This window comes from Streptomyces sp. NPDC002742, assembly GCF_042888885.1.
Lineage (GTDB): Bacteria > Actinomycetota > Actinomycetes > Streptomycetales > Streptomycetaceae > Streptomyces.
Genome location: NZ_JBIAQF010000009.1, coordinates 211,346 through 224,465 on the forward strand (window position 1 = coordinate 211,346; position 13,120 = coordinate 224,465).

Here is a 13,120-nt window from a genome sequence, read left to right on the forward strand (position 1 = left end):
GCGCACACTGAGCGAAAGGCCCTGGCGCTTATGAACACCACGGTCAGCTGCGAGCTGCACCTGCGCCTCGTTGTGTCGAGCGAGTCCTCACTGCCTGTACCCGCAGGACTGCGGTATGACACGGCCGATCCCTACGCCGTGCACGCCACCTTCCACACCGGAGCCGAGGAAACCGTCGAGTGGGTGTTCGCCCGCGACCTCCTCGCCGAGGGCCTGCACCGGCCCACCGGTACCGGCGACGTCCGAGTCTGGCCGTCCCGGAGCCACGGCCAGGGCGTCGTATGCATCGCCCTGAGCTCTCCGGAGGGTGAAGCCCTGCTCGAAGCCCCTGCGAGGGCCCTGGAATCATTCCTGAAGCGAACGGACGCAGCCGTGCCGCCCGGCACGGAACACCGGCACTTCGATCTCGACACGGAGCTCTCACACATCCTGGCCGAGAGCTGACGCGTCACCACAGAGCCGCCCGGCGCCGTCCACTCGGGGAGACGGCTCGGGCTCAGACAACCGCACAGGGAAGGCACCGGCGCCGACGTCGCGGAAAGTCCGCGGCGGCGGCGCCGGTGCGCGTACACCGATGCACCCCGGGCCGGGCGCCTCCGTCCGCCCACCCACCCGACGGACCAGGCACCTCCGTCCGCCCACCCGGCCGACACAGCCGGGCGTTTCTGTCCGTCCACCTGCCCCGGGACCAGGCACCGCCCTCCGCCCCCCGGCCCACGGCCGGACTCCCCCGCCCCCCTCGTACACCGCTCTCCGGGGTGCCCCGAAGACTCGGCAGCCCACCCCGAAGGTCCTTCCGGGCACGGGCTCCCCGTTCCCCCGGCACCGCGCCCGCCTCCGCCGCGCCAGGAAGCCACTACCATCGGCCAGCATCGGGCGGGCGCCCTCGCCCGACCCCCAGGCCAGGGAGCGAAACGTGCTGATCACCCACGACACCCGGTGCGCACTCGACGCCGTGGTGGATCTGGTGAACACCGCGCCGGAGGACGAGACGGCGGACGGGCTCGCCGATGTGCCGTCCCTCGCCGATTTCGTACGAAAGCACGAGATCAGCGATGTCGGTGTGCTGTCGGAGCGTGACCTCAGGGCCGTACGCGACGTTCGTGGCCTGTTCGCCGGGATCTTCGCCGCCGACGATCCGCGGGTCGCCGCCTCGCTCATCAACGAACTGGTCGCCGCCGCCGGCACCACGCCGCGGCTGACCGACCACGACGGCTACGACTGGCATGTCCACTACTTCGCGCCGGGTGCCTCGGTCGCCGACCACCTCGCGGCCGACTGCGGGATGGCGCTGGCCTTCTTCGTGGTCGCCGGAGAGCAGGAGCGACTGCGCCGCTGCGAGGCCCCGGACTGCCGACGGGCCTTCGTCGATCTCTCCCGCAACCGCTCCCGCCGTTACTGCGACAGCCGCACCTGCGGGAACCGGCTCCACGTGGCCGCCTACCGGGCGCGCCGCAAGGAAGCCGCGGGCTGACGGGGCTGACGGGGCTGACGGGGCTGACGGGGCTGACCAGGATCGCGCACGCCCGCCCATGGGGGTCGTACGCCGTGGAGAACGAGACGGCCGGCCGACGCCCCGGAGGGGCCGGACCGACGGAGCCCTCGGCGGGTGACGCCAGGGGCTCCGTGTACAGCTCAGAGCAGCAGCAGGTCGTGCAGCGAAGCCATGAGCAGCAGACAGCCGATCACCGCAAGGAAGATCATCAGCGGCGGCTGGGAGAGCGCGAAGAGACAACCGCGCCGTTCCTCGGGCGGAGCAGCGGTGTCGCTCGTTGTTGTGTCCAGCATCTCGCGGGCGATGATGACGCAGAGGACACCGGCTTCGCGATCAACACGCCCGGAATATACGGGAGTTCGCTGGATCATGTGACGAGCGCGCTCGAACGTGAACGGTTCCGCGCGTTCCCTGCGACACGCGTGCGATCCCGTGTCGCTTCAGCCGGTCATATGCCGTGCTTCTTCAGGATCGCCTCGATGTCGCTGAAGTCGTCGCCGGAGCCCTTGGCCCTCGGTGTCGCGGCCGGCCGGGCGACGGGGCCGCCGCCCTGGCCCAGCGACGGGGCCGAAGCCGCGGGAGCCACCGTCCCGCGCTCGGCGGCGGCCTTCGCGGCCTTGCGTTCCTTCCGCGTCCCGCCACCGCGGCGCTCCACCGCGCGGGTGATCATGAACAGTGCCCAGGCGCCGCCGAGCACCACGAATCCGGCCCACGCGGTCGGGCTGAACGCGGTGTCGGCCAGCCAGCCGACCACTCCGGTCATGACCAGGCCGATCGGCACCAGCGAGTAGGCGGCTATGCGAGCGGCCTTCAGGAAACGCTTGCGGTAGGCCGTCACCGCGGCGATGCCCAGGCCGGCGACGGAAGCGGCGGAGCAGACGGTCTCTGCGATCATTCCGGTCCTCCAGGCAGGGCTCGGTGGGACGGGGTCTCGTACGTCCCTTCCATCCTGCACCGCCCCATGCCCGTTATGCCATGGTCCGGGCAGACCTCAGGGACATCTCGGGGTCGCCGTCCTCCCCAGGTCCCGGTCGAGCCGCCCCCTCAGCGGACTGGGAGACTGGATCCCATGAACGACTCCTCCGACTCCTCCACCGCACGCCCGGCCCCCGTCGTCCTGGACGTGTGGTGCGAGCTCCAGTGCACCGACTGCCGTGGCGCCCTCGTCGACCTGAGCGCGCTGCGTGCCCGCTACGGCGAGAGGCTGGAGCTGCGGCTGCGGCACTTCCCCCTGGAGAAGCACAAGCACGCCTTCGCCGCGGCGCAGGCCGCCGAGGAGGCCGCCGAACAGGGCAGCGCGTGGCCGTACATCGAGGCCGTGCTCGGTCGTGTCGAGGAGCTGGACCGCGAGGGCGAAACCTTCCTGGTCGAGGTCGCGCGGGAACTCGGTCTGGACGCCGAGGAGTTCGACACGGCCCTCATCGACGGCCGGCACATCCTGATCGTCGACGCCGACCAGGCCGAGGGCAAGGCGATCGGCGTCACCGGCACGCCGACCTACGTCATCGGCAATGAGCGCCTCGACGGCGGCAAGAGCCAGGAAGGACTGCGCGAGCGGATCGAGGAGATCGCCGACCGACTGCTCGCCGAACAGGCCTGACACCCGCGCCGATCCGCACAGCCGACCTGCCGGTCCGCACACCCGACCTGCCGACCTGCCGCGAGGATTCGTCGAGAAGCCGGGGGTCTTCGCGCAACCCAGGGTTCCGCGAGGACCTCAGGACGCTTCGAAGAGCCCGGACCCGGTTACTACAGCGTCTTGTACAGGCAGTACTCCGTCGTCCCGTAGCCGAGTGACTCGTAGAGCCGCTCGGCCGGGGCGTTCCCGGCGAAGACGTTGAGAGCGATGCGGTCGAGTCCGGCGGCCATCGCCTGTGCCTCGGCGAGCCGCATGAGCGTCCGGCCGTGGCCGCGCCCGCGCTGTTCGACGCGGACCCCGACGTCGTAGACGAAGGCACTCCCGCCCCGGCGTCCCAGCCAGAGATCGCCCACGGGGACACCCTCGTGCTCCAGGACACCGAGCCACGTGTTCGCGGTGGCCGGGCCCTGCGGCAGCGCGCCGCCGAAGTCCCGGCTCGCCTTGGCGAGCGCGTCGGCCACCGGCACCCCGCGGCTGATCCAGTCCTCGGCGTACTCCCGCCTGCCCGCCCGGTCCCAGATCTCGTACTCGTCCCGGGTCATGGGCCGGGCGGCGCTGTCCGGAGGCAGTACGGGCACGGGGCCGTCGAGCACCTTCTCCATGAGGCGGTTGCGCAGGACGTAACCGAGGGTCCTGGCGAGCTCCAGGACCCCGGCGACGGCGCCGGGAACGGTCACCTCGATCTGCCGGCAGCCCCAGCCGCGGGCCACCTCCTCGGCCGCCAGCGCGGCCACGGTGCCGCGGCCGCGGCCGCGGTCCGGCTCCTCGATGCGGAGTTCCTGGATCCGGGCGACGGACGGTCCCGAGCCCGGGACCGTCGCGAGGTGCACCCGGCCGACGGGACGGCTGTTCACGCACACGTGGTAGCGGCGTGAACGCGTCCCGTCGTCGGCGCGCTGAAGCGGCTCGGTCGGCCGCAGGGTCGTGGTCATCAGTGGTGTTGTACCCGCTGACGCGTGCGAGGTCAGCCGAATTACCCGGCGATCAGGAGCCGATGGCCCCGGAGACCCGTCAGGGATCGAGGTCGTCCCCGGCCCGCTCGTCGAAGACGCGCATCGCCTTGGCCGTCACCGGGCCGGGTACGCCCGGCAGTTCACGGTCGTCGACCCGGTGCACGGCCTGCACATCGCGCAGCGTGGAGGTCAGGAACACCTCGTCGGCGCGCTCCAGGACGTCCAACGGCAGGTCGGTCTCCTTGGCGCCGGTCCATTCGACCGTGAGCGCGCGGGTGATGCCGGCGAGGCAGCCGGAGGCGACCGGCGGGGTGTGGATCTCGCCGTCGAGGACGACGAAGACGTTCGACCCGGTGCCCTCGCAGAGTTGGCCCACCGTGTTGGCGAACAGCGCCTCGGAAGCCCCGTGTTCACGCGCGCGGGCCAGGGCGACCACGTTCTCGGCGTACGAGGTGGTCTTGACGCCGGTCAGGGCGCCGCGCTCGTTGCGGGTCCACGGGACGGTGACGACGGCCGTGGAGTCGGGGCGCGGGGCGGAGGTGCCGAGCGCGACGACGAGGGTCGGACCGTGCTCGCCGCGGTCGGAGCCGAGCGGGCCGTGGCCGCCGGTGTAGGTGATGCGGAGCCGGCCGAGGGGCATCGGGTTGGCGTCGAGGACGGCGGCGCAGGCGCGGCGCACCTCGTCGGCGTCGGGCTCGGGCAGACCGAGACCGCGTGCCGAGCGGGCCAGCCGGTCGAGGTGGCGGGTCAGCGCGAAGGGCCGGCCCTCGACCGCCTTCACGGTCTCGAAGATGCCGTCACCAACGGTCAGCCCGTGGTCGAAGACGGAGACGCGGGCGGCCTCGATGTCCTGCAGCCCGCCGTCGAGCCAAAGTTTCACTGGTCCCTACCTCGCATGCTTGATGTGCCGGACGGGTCGCCGGGCGGGCCGTTCCGGCAGCCCAGGTTCGCGGCTTGTCCCCGAAACCGGGTCGGTCCGTAGCCGGTCCCTGCTCGGTCCCTGGCCGGTCCCTGCTCGGTCCCTGGCCGGTCCGTGGCCGGTCCCTGGTCAGTCCGTGGCCGGTTCCTGGTCAGTCCGTGGCCGGTTCCTGGTCAGTCCGTGGCCGGTTCCTGGTCAGTCCGTGGCCGGTTCCTGGTCAGTCCGTGGGAGTCCCGTCACCCGCGTCGTACGCTCCCGACGCTACCGCGAGCAGCCGGGACGCCTTCAGCTCGGTCTCCCGCCACTCCCCCTCGGGGTCGGACCCCCAGGTGATGCCCGCCCCCGTACCGAAGCGCAGGACGCCCTCGGCGCGGTCGATCCAGAACGTACGGATGCCCACGGCCAGCTCACCGGTGCCACGATCGGCGTCGACCCAGCCGACGCCTCCGCAGTACGGGCCGCGCGGCGCCGTCTCCAGGGCGTCGATGATCCGCAGCGCGCTGGACTTCGGGGCGCCGGTGACGGAGCCGGGCGGGAAGGCGGCCGTGAGCAGTCCGGGCCAGCCGACGCCCTCGCGCAGTTCGCCGCTGACGGTGGAGACGAGGTGCACGAGCCCCGGGTGCTTCTCGACGACGCACAGATCGGGCACCGTCACGGTGCCGGTGGCGCAGACCTGGCCGATGTCGTTGCGGACGAGGTCCACGATCATCACGTTCTCGGCGTAGTCCTTGTCCAGGAGGTCCGCCTCGGTGCGCCCGGTGCCCTTGATCGGGCCCGACTCGACGGAGCGGCCGGCGCGGCGCACGAAGAGTTCCGGGGAGGCGGTGGCTATCTCGACGCCGTGGCGGGGCAGCCGGATCGTTCCCGCGTACGGTGCCGGGTTGCCGCGGGCCAGCAGAGCCGTCAGCGCGTCGACGTCCGCGTCCGGCGGGACGGGCGCGGAGAGCACACGGCAGAGGTTCGCCTGGTAGACCTCGCCGGCCGCGATGTGTTCCCTGATACGCCGCACACCGGCCGTGTACGCGGCGCGGTCGAGCGACGACTTCCAGTCACCGGCCGCCGGGCCGCGCCACTGTCCGGGCACCGGAGCGGGCACCGGCTCCTCTCGTACGTCCCGGAAGCGGGCGCAGGTCAGACCTCCTTCGAAGTCGGCCGAGACGGCCCAGAAGCCGGTCGAGTCCAGGGCCGCGGGATCGCTGGTGACATCGAGGAGACCGGTCGCCGCGAGGCCACCGAAGCGGGCGAGAGGAGGGAGGTCGAGCACGCAGACGAGTCTAGGGCGGGTGTCCTGCGAGTGCCCTGACCATGTCCTCGGGCGGACAGAGGGCAGCACGCTGCACAAACGCGTTTTTGTGCTGGCCCGGGAATCCGCTAGAGTTCAACTCGTCGCCGGGACGCGCAAGCGGAACGGAACCGACAAGCGGACGTAGCTCAGTTGGTAGAGCGCAACCTTGCCAAGGTTGAGGTCGCCAGTTCGAACCTGGTCGTCCGCTCGCAGGAAGTGGGGGATTCTTCCCGAACCCGCACTCCTGGTGGAGTGGCCGAGAGGCGAGGCAACGGCCTGCAAAGCCGTCTACACGGGTTCAAATCCCGTCTCCACCTCCAAGGACGATTAGCTCAGCGGGAGAGCGCTTCCCTGACACGGAAGAGGTCACTGGTTCAATCCCAGTATCGTCCACTGGTCCGCAAGGACTCGATCCGCGAGGATCCCCGCGCGATTAGCTCAGCGGGAGAGCGCTTCCCTGACACGGAAGAGGTCACTGGTTCAATCCCAGTATCGCGCACGCAAGTCCAGCAGCAAGCGTGGCTCCAGCCGCGTGACCCGCGCGATTAGCTCAGCGGGAGAGCGCTTCCCTGACACGGAAGAGGTCACTGGTTCAATCCCAGTATCGCGCACAAGCAAGCCCCCGGTCGTCTCGGCGACCGGGGGCTTCGTCGTCCCCCGGCCTGCCTGCCGGACCTGTGTGACCTGACCCACGGGGGCCTGGACACGCCGAAGGGGCCCCTCCGTTCCGGAAGGGCCCCTCGGGTGGCTCAGGACGAGAAGAGCATGTGGCCGAAGCTCTTGTGCCGGTGGTGGCTGCCGTGACCGCCGTAGTGGCCACCGCCGTGGCCACCGTGCTGCGGTGCACCCCAGGCGGGCGCCGGGGCGGACGGGTACGCCTGCGGAGCACTCGGAGGCGGCGGCGCGGGCTGGGACCACTGCGACTCCACGCGGGTCAGCGCCTCGAGCTCGCCGTAGTCGAGAAATATCCCGCGGCAGCCGCTGCACTGCTCGATCTGGACGCCATTGCGGTTGTACGTGTGCATCGGCGCATGGCATTTCGGACACTGCATGCTCGGCTCAACTCCTCGCCGGTCGGTACTGCTTCCGCCAGGACAGACACTGCCCTGCTTCGATCGGTTGCACCCTACGTCGCGCGACCTCGGGTCAACTCGGGCGGGACCGCACTCATTCGGTCACAGGCGTCGACCACCGCCTGCTGCACCTCGTCCAACGGCCGGTCCGCGGCGGCGGACTTGGCGACGGCCAGGGCCGCGGTCTGGACGGTGAGAGCGCGGGCCGCGGCGTCCAGGGCGGGCCAGGGATCGCCGTCGGCGGGAACGGCCGGGCCTCCCGCGTCCCGGTACGCGGTCAGGAAGCGGAGCCACTCGTCGGGCGGCAGCAGCCCGCAGGCGTACCAGGCGGCGGGACGGGCCAGGTCCCAGGCCGGGACGCCGACACCCAGGTCGTCGATGTCGATGAGGAGCCAGGAGCCGTCCGGGGCGGGGTGGCGTACGAGCTGGCCGAGATGCAGGTCACCGTGGCACAGGGTCGTGGCGTCCGGCATCGGGTCCTCGGCCCGCGCCCAGCCCGGCAGAGCCGCCCAGGCACGCAGCACCGGGGCGGCGGCCGGGTGCGGGCCGGCGGCCCTCAGCCGGGCGATCGCGCGGGCCGCTTTGACGGGCCCCCGCATGGACGGCAGCCCGGGCGGCGCGGGAGCCCGGTGCAGGCCGGCCAGCAGGGTCGCGGCCGCCTCCCAGGGGGCCGCGTCGGGGATGTCGGGGTCGACCGGGCCGCCGTACGGCCAGACGGTCACCCGGCGGCCGAGGAGATCGGCGGGGGTGGGGTCCAGCGGCGGCAGGAGGACGCCGCGGAGACTCGCGGCCGCACCGAGGCGGAGGGCGAGCGCGGCGGGGTCCGTGTCCGGGGCGTGGGCCTTGGCGACGAAGTCGCCGTGCCGGACCACGGTGCCGTCGTCACGGTCCGCGAGGAGCGTGTCCTCGGCACCGCAGGGGCAGCTGCCACGGGGTCCGGGCACGCTCCTCGCCGGGTGAGCCGGGTGAGCCGCGTGGCGCACCGCGGCGGTCAGCGCGGGCACCAGGCTGCCTGCGGTCACGGTTCCCCCCTGGGGCTGTACGACGGGCCTGTACGGCATCTGCCGGTGAGGGTACGCACCCGGAGGCGGGACCCGGCACGGCGACGCCCCTCGCCCGCACTCACACCGGGGCACGCTGCGCCCCGCACGGCGACGGCCGAGCCCCCGCCCCCGCCCCCAGCCCCCTGGGGCCCGGCACGCGGCACGCGGCAATAAAGATGCCCGCGCAGCTCCCCAGCTGCGCGGGCATCTTCGTGCCGTCCGCCGCACCCCCGTCCCCACGGGGTTTCATGGCCGGATGTCCCCGCCCGGACCGCTCTTCCGGGCCTGGGGCGCCGCTCAGCGCCCCAGCATCACGCCCACGGACGACGCCTGTGTGACCACCGCGTCCCAGCCGCCGAAGACGACTACGAGCAGGGCCGCCAGGGGAAGGACCATCGCTGTCGCCACCAAGGGGTGGCGCTGACCCTGGCGAGTGCCGAACGCAGCGGTGTACGCCCTGCGTCCCTGCGCGCGGAGCTCCGTCCGCGGTGCCGTCTGGGCCATGGTCCCTCTCCTGACCGAGTTTCTGTCGAGCCTGGCAGCGGCGGGTGTCTGACCTCGGGGGACGAGTGCTGCACCCGCCGCTTGACATCAAATCTAGGCGCGTGGCGACGTGGAGTCGTCATGCCCTCGTACCGATTGCCGGGCCTCCCGGAGGATGAGCGATGACCTGCTGAGTACTACCGTGGGTGGAGGCGCGGACGCAGGTCTCAGGGTCTTCCCGGAGGGGCCGCCCGAAGTGCCCCTACTGTTCCGAGCTGTCCTCCCGGGGAACCGGCTGCTCGACCAGCGCCAGCACCCGAGTCGCCATGAAGCGGGCGGTCCGTACCACTGTTCCGTTTCGAGTGACTTCGCTCACTTCTACGACACCTCGGCGCACCGCCGTCTCCACCCGGCGACCCGCCCTGCTCGCCACCACCTCATAGGTCCGCGTCGTATCCCCTGCGTCCACGACTATCTCCACGCGGTCACCCTTCACGGGATCAATCCCCCTTCTGCGATGGATGGTTGGGATCACAGGCGGCCCAAAGAGGCCCTGTTCGCACGCTCTCTGACCACCTCTCAAGTTTCCCACCCGGCACTGACAATCGATCGGAACGAGAGGGCGCGGCCTCTGCGCGCACCCGGCCGCGGAAACGTAAGCTGTGGCTCGTCAAACGGACCGGGCAGCGGGGATGGACATGGCGATGATGCGCCTGAGGCGCGAGGACCCGCGTGTCGTCGGCTCGTTCAGGCTTCACCGACGGCTCGGCGCGGGCGGTATGGGTGTTGTCTACCTGGGCTCCGACCGGCGTGGCCAGCGGGTCGCGCTGAAGGTCATCCGGCCGGATCTGGCAGAGGATCAGGAGTTCCGCTCGCGGTTCGCACGCGAGGTCTCGGCGGCACGGCGGATCAGGGGGGGCTGCACGGCCCGGCTCGTCGCCGCGGACCTGGAGGCGGACCGGCCGTGGTTCGCCACGCAGTACGTGCCCGGCCCCTCCCTGCACGACAAGGTCGCCGAGGAGGGACCGCTGTCGGCCGCCGACGTGGCCGCCGTCGGTGCCGCCCTCTCCGAGGGTCTGGTCGCGGTGCACGAGGCCGGGGTCGTCCACCGCGACCTCAAGCCGTCCAACATCCTGCTGTCCCCCAAGGGGCCGCGGATCATCGACTTCGGCATCGCGTGGGCGACCGGGGCGAGCACCCTCACGCACGTCGGCACGGCGGTCGGCTCCCCCGGCTTCCTGGCGCCGGAACAGGTGCGCGGTGCCGCCGTGACCCCGGCCACGGACGTGTTCGCGCTCGGGGCCACGCTCGCGTACGCGGCGACCCAGGACTCGCCCTTCGGACAGGGCAGTTCCGAGGTGATGCTCTACCGGGTGGTGCACGAGGAGCCGCATCTGCACGGGGTTCCGGACGCGCTCGCGCCGCTCGTCCGGGCCTGTCTGGCGAAGGATCCCGAAGAGCGGCCCAGCACTCTCCAACTGTCCTTGCGGCTCAAGGAGATCGCGGCTCGTGAGGCCCACGGCATGGCGGACGCGCGGCCGCCCGCGCCGCGCGCGGATCCGGACCGGCCCACGGGGCGCCTGGCCGAGCAGTACGCCGAGCAGCGCACCCAGCGGCGTCCGGGGACCACTCCCCCGCCGCGCACCGGCGGGACGAACGGCGGGTCACGGTCGGGATCGCGACCGGCGCCCGTCCGCAACACCGGCCGCAACACCGGCCGCACCGGGAACAGGCCCGCGCCCCGCGGCGGCACCGGACGGCCCGGTCCGCGCACGACCGGAACCGGCAGGCGGCCCGCCAATCCGCGGCTGCTGCGTCAGCGGCTCTTCGTGTTCGTGGTGGTGACGCTGCTGGTCGCGCTCGGTATCGCGGCGGCCCAGGGGTGCCAGGGGCCGTCCCGCGGACTGGACGACGGCCCGCGCGGCGGCGTACACCAGGAACAGAGAGCTCTGGGGCGCCCGGGGACGGACGGTCCGTAGGAACACCGGAGAACCGGTGTCGGACCGAAGACCGGGCGGTGCGGGGGGGGTGACCCTCAGCTCTCCGGGCGTCCCGTCGCCACCGCGTAGAAGGCGACCGCGGCCGCCGCGCCGACGTTCAGGGAGTCGACGCCGTGGGCCATCGGGATGCGGACCCATTCGTCGGCCGCCATCAGGGCCCGGGTGGACAGACCGTCGCCCTCCGCGCCGAGCATCAGCGCGACCCGGTCCATCCGGTGCGGGGCGGCCTCGTCGAGGGACCTGGCCTTCTCGTCCGGGGTGAGGGCGAGCAGGTTGAAGCCGGCGTCGCGCACCGATTCCAGGCCCTTGGGCCAGGTGTCGAGACGGGCGTACGGGACCGAGAAGACCGCGCCCATCGAGACCTTCACCGAGCGGCGGTAGAGGGGGTCGGCGCAGTCCGGGGAGAGCAGCACCGCGTCCATGCCGAGGGCGGCGGCGGAGCGGAAGATGGCGCCGATGTTGGTGTGGTCGTTGACCGACTCCATGACGACGACCCGGCGCGTGGACCTCAGCAGTTCGTCCGCCGTCGGCAGCGGCTTGCGCTGCATCGAGGCGAGCGCGCCCCGGTGCACGTGATAGCCGGTGACCTGCTCGGCGAGCTCCGGGCTGACCGCGTAGACGGGTGCCGGGAGCTCGTCGATGACGTCGCGCATGACGTCGACCCACTTGGCGGACAGGAGCATCGAACGCATCTCGTACCCGGCGTCCTTGGCCCGTCTGATGACCTTCTCGCCCTCGGCGATGAACAGGCCCTCCGCGGGTTCGCGCTTGCGGCGCAGTTCCACGTCGGTCAGGCCCGTGTAGTCGCGCAGACGCGGGTCGTCGGGGTTCTCGACGGTGATGAGATCGGCCACAGGGTGATACTGCCTTGTCCTGGGAGTGGTGCCAACGGCTGGGAACGGGTTGGGTTACCCGGGGTTACTCGGGAAGTCCGGAGCCGACGTTCACGACCTCGCCGATGACGACGACCGCGGGCGGCCGCACGTCCTCGGCCTGGACGGTCTCGGCGACGGTGGCCAGGGTGGCGTCGACCCGGCGCTGTGCCGCGGTCGTGCCCTCCTGGACGAGGGCGACGGGGGTGTCGGCCGGCCTGCCGTGGGCCACGAGCGTGTCGGCGATACTGCCGATCTTGTCGACGCCCATGAGGACGACGATGGTGCCGCGCAGCTTGGCGAGGGCGGGCCAGTCGACGAGGGAGCGCTCGTCGTCGGGGGCGACATGACCGCTGACCACGGTGAATTCGTGGGCGACACCCCGGTGGGTGACCGGGATGCCCGCCGCACCCGGCACCGAGATCGAGCTGGAGATGCCGGGGACGACCGTGCAGGGGATGCCCGCCTCGGCGAGCGCCTGTGCCTCCTCCATGCCGCGGCCGAAGACGAAGGGGTCGCCGCCCTTCAGCCGGACGACGGACTTGCCCTGCTTCGCGTGCTCGATGAGCGCGTTGTTGATGGCCTCCTGGGCCATGAACCGGCCGTACGGGATCTTCGCCGCGTCGATCACCTCGACGTGCGGCGGGAGTTCGGCGAGCAGGTCGCGGGGGCCGAGGCGGTCGGCGATGACCACGTCGGCCTCGGCGAGCAGCCTGCGGCCGCGGACCGTGATCAGGTCGGGGTCGCCGGGACCGCCGCCGACCAGGGCGACACCGGGAGTACGGGTGCGGTGGTGCGGAGCGACGAGCGTGCCGTCGCGCAGCCCCTCGACCACGGCGTCGCGGATGGCGGCGGTGTGACGGGGGTCGCGGCCCTTGGCGTTCGTGGTGAGGACGGCGACGGTCACGCCCTCGCTGTGGCCGGTGGCCGGGGTCCACGCGGTCGCCGCGTCGGCGTCGTCCGAGCGGACGCACCAGACGCGCCGGCGCTCCGCCTCGGCCGAGGCCTCGGCACTGGCCGTCGGGTCGCTGGTGGCGATGAGCGCGTACCACGCGTCGGCGAGGTCGCCCTCCTCGTACGGGCGCCTCGTCCAGGTGATCTCGCCCGCGTCCGCCATCGCCTCGACGGACGGTGTCGCCTCCGGTGACACGAGGTGGACGTCCGCGCCCGCCGCGATGAGTGCGGGGAGCCGGCGCTGGGCCACCTGGCCACCGCCGAGGACGACGACGCGACGGCCGGCGAGGCGGAGGCCTACGGGGTAGGCGGGGTGTTCGGCCATGGAGGTGCGGCTCCTCGTAAGGGCAGGCGGTGCGATGGGGGCGCGCTGCGGCTCTGGAGCGGCCCTGACGTGGAGTTCT

Annotated in this window: 15 protein-coding genes and 5 tRNA genes; 9 read left to right on the forward strand and 11 right to left on the reverse strand. The window is 72.2% G+C overall.

The window, feature by feature from the left end; genetic code table 11:
* The first annotated feature begins 30 nt into the window (after positions 1-30).
* Both ACFYW8_RS18285 and ACFYW8_RS18290 read left to right on the forward strand, forming a co-directional pair.
* Positions 31-444, forward strand: a complete 414-nt coding sequence (locus ACFYW8_RS18285; protein ID WP_003959770.1) for an SsgA family sporulation/cell division regulator — start codon at positions 31-33, stop codon at positions 442-444.
* Between the two features lie 472 nt (positions 445-916).
* On the forward strand, positions 917-1,474 hold the full coding sequence (locus ACFYW8_RS18290) for a CGNR zinc finger domain-containing protein (protein WP_365879318.1): 558 nt from the start codon (positions 917-919) through the stop codon (positions 1,472-1,474).
* Between the two features lie 161 nt (positions 1,475-1,635).
* Here the strand turns inward: ACFYW8_RS18290 and ACFYW8_RS18295 are convergent, their stop codons facing one another.
* Together ACFYW8_RS18295 and ACFYW8_RS18300 are read right to left on the reverse strand one after the other, a co-directional pair.
* Positions 1,636-1,788 (reverse strand): hypothetical protein, encoded by a 153-nt coding sequence (locus tag ACFYW8_RS18295; protein ID WP_167455603.1) that lies wholly within the window; start codon positions 1,786-1,788, stop codon positions 1,636-1,638.
* Between the two features lie 155 nt (positions 1,789-1,943).
* Complete coding sequence (locus ACFYW8_RS18300) at positions 1,944-2,390, reverse strand: hypothetical protein (RefSeq protein WP_389075748.1); 447 nt, start codon at positions 2,388-2,390, stop codon at positions 1,944-1,946.
* A 174-nt stretch (positions 2,391-2,564) separates the two neighbouring features.
* Between ACFYW8_RS18300 and ACFYW8_RS18305 the strand changes: the two genes are divergently transcribed.
* A complete protein-coding gene (locus ACFYW8_RS18305) occupies positions 2,565-3,095 on the forward strand; it encodes a DsbA family protein (protein ID WP_389075751.1) in 531 nt (176 codons plus the stop codon).
* Between the two features lie 149 nt (positions 3,096-3,244).
* On the opposite strand, the gene ACFYW8_RS18310 is transcribed toward ACFYW8_RS18305, so the two are convergent.
* The 3 genes from ACFYW8_RS18310 to ACFYW8_RS18320 form a co-directional block, all read right to left on the reverse strand.
* Positions 3,245-4,066: a GNAT family N-acetyltransferase gene (locus tag ACFYW8_RS18310; protein WP_389075756.1), complete on the reverse strand. Its 822-nt coding sequence runs from the start codon at positions 4,064-4,066 to the stop codon at positions 3,245-3,247.
* Between the two features lie 79 nt (positions 4,067-4,145).
* Positions 4,146-4,967: an aminotransferase class IV gene (locus tag ACFYW8_RS18315; protein ID WP_389075759.1), complete on the reverse strand. Its 822-nt coding sequence runs from the start codon at positions 4,965-4,967 to the stop codon at positions 4,146-4,148.
* 256 nt (positions 4,968-5,223) lie between these two features.
* Positions 5,224-6,270 carry a chorismate-binding protein gene (locus tag ACFYW8_RS18320; RefSeq protein WP_389075762.1) on the reverse strand — a complete coding sequence of 349 codons (1,047 nt, stop codon included), beginning with the start codon at positions 6,268-6,270 and terminating at the stop codon, positions 5,224-5,226.
* A gap of 156 nt (positions 6,271-6,426) precedes the next feature.
* Between ACFYW8_RS18320 and ACFYW8_RS18325 the strand changes: the two genes are divergently transcribed.
* The 5 genes from ACFYW8_RS18325 to ACFYW8_RS18345 all read left to right on the forward strand — a co-directional run bounded on the left by ACFYW8_RS18325 (position 6,427) and on the right by ACFYW8_RS18345 (position 6,902).
* A tRNA-Gly gene (locus ACFYW8_RS18325) sits at positions 6,427-6,499 on the forward strand.
* 38 nt (positions 6,500-6,537) lie between these two features.
* Positions 6,538-6,611: transfer RNA gene (locus ACFYW8_RS18330), tRNA-Cys, on the forward strand.
* A gap of 1 nt (position 6,612) precedes the next feature.
* A tRNA-Val gene (locus tag ACFYW8_RS18335) sits at positions 6,613-6,684 on the forward strand.
* A gap of 34 nt (positions 6,685-6,718) precedes the next feature.
* A tRNA-Val gene (locus tag ACFYW8_RS18340) sits at positions 6,719-6,790 on the forward strand.
* Positions 6,791-6,830: 40 nt separating this feature from the next.
* Positions 6,831-6,902, forward strand: a tRNA-Val gene (locus tag ACFYW8_RS18345).
* Between the two features lie 138 nt (positions 6,903-7,040).
* Here the strand turns inward: ACFYW8_RS18345 and ACFYW8_RS18350 are convergent.
* The 4 genes from ACFYW8_RS18350 to ACFYW8_RS18365 all read right to left on the reverse strand — a co-directional run bounded on the left by ACFYW8_RS18350 (position 7,041) and on the right by ACFYW8_RS18365 (position 9,386).
* On the reverse strand, positions 7,041-7,343 hold the full coding sequence (locus ACFYW8_RS18350; protein WP_389075766.1) for a zf-TFIIB domain-containing protein: 303 nt from the start codon (positions 7,341-7,343) through the stop codon (positions 7,041-7,043).
* 74 nt (positions 7,344-7,417) lie between these two features.
* Complete coding sequence (locus ACFYW8_RS18355) at positions 7,418-8,386, reverse strand: phosphotransferase family protein (protein ID WP_389075771.1); 969 nt, start codon at positions 8,384-8,386, stop codon at positions 7,418-7,420.
* Positions 8,387-8,704: 318 nt separating this feature from the next.
* Positions 8,705-8,911 carry a hypothetical protein gene (locus tag ACFYW8_RS18360; protein ID WP_365879303.1) on the reverse strand — a complete coding sequence of 69 codons (207 nt, stop codon included), beginning with the start codon at positions 8,909-8,911 and terminating at the stop codon, positions 8,705-8,707.
* A gap of 241 nt (positions 8,912-9,152) precedes the next feature.
* Entirely contained in the window at positions 9,153-9,386 is a 234-nt protein-coding gene (locus tag ACFYW8_RS18365; protein WP_261702819.1) for a hypothetical protein, read from the reverse strand.
* A gap of 196 nt (positions 9,387-9,582) precedes the next feature.
* On the opposite strand from ACFYW8_RS18365, the gene ACFYW8_RS18370 reads away from it, so the two are divergent.
* Positions 9,583-10,869, forward strand: coding sequence for a protein kinase (locus ACFYW8_RS18370; protein ID WP_389075776.1), 1,287 nt, complete (start codon positions 9,583-9,585; stop codon positions 10,867-10,869).
* 56 nt (positions 10,870-10,925) lie between these two features.
* On the opposite strand, the gene ACFYW8_RS18375 is transcribed toward ACFYW8_RS18370, so the two are convergent.
* Together ACFYW8_RS18375 and cobA are read right to left on the reverse strand one after the other, a co-directional pair.
* Positions 10,926-11,744: a TrmH family RNA methyltransferase gene (locus tag ACFYW8_RS18375; RefSeq protein WP_389075779.1), complete on the reverse strand. Its 819-nt coding sequence runs from the start codon at positions 11,742-11,744 to the stop codon at positions 10,926-10,928.
* 64 nt (positions 11,745-11,808) lie between these two features.
* Positions 11,809-13,041 carry a uroporphyrinogen-III C-methyltransferase gene (cobA, locus tag ACFYW8_RS18380; RefSeq protein ID WP_365879299.1) on the reverse strand — a complete coding sequence of 411 codons (1,233 nt, stop codon included), beginning with the start codon at positions 13,039-13,041 and terminating at the stop codon, positions 11,809-11,811.
* Positions 13,042-13,120: the final 79 nt, after the last annotated feature.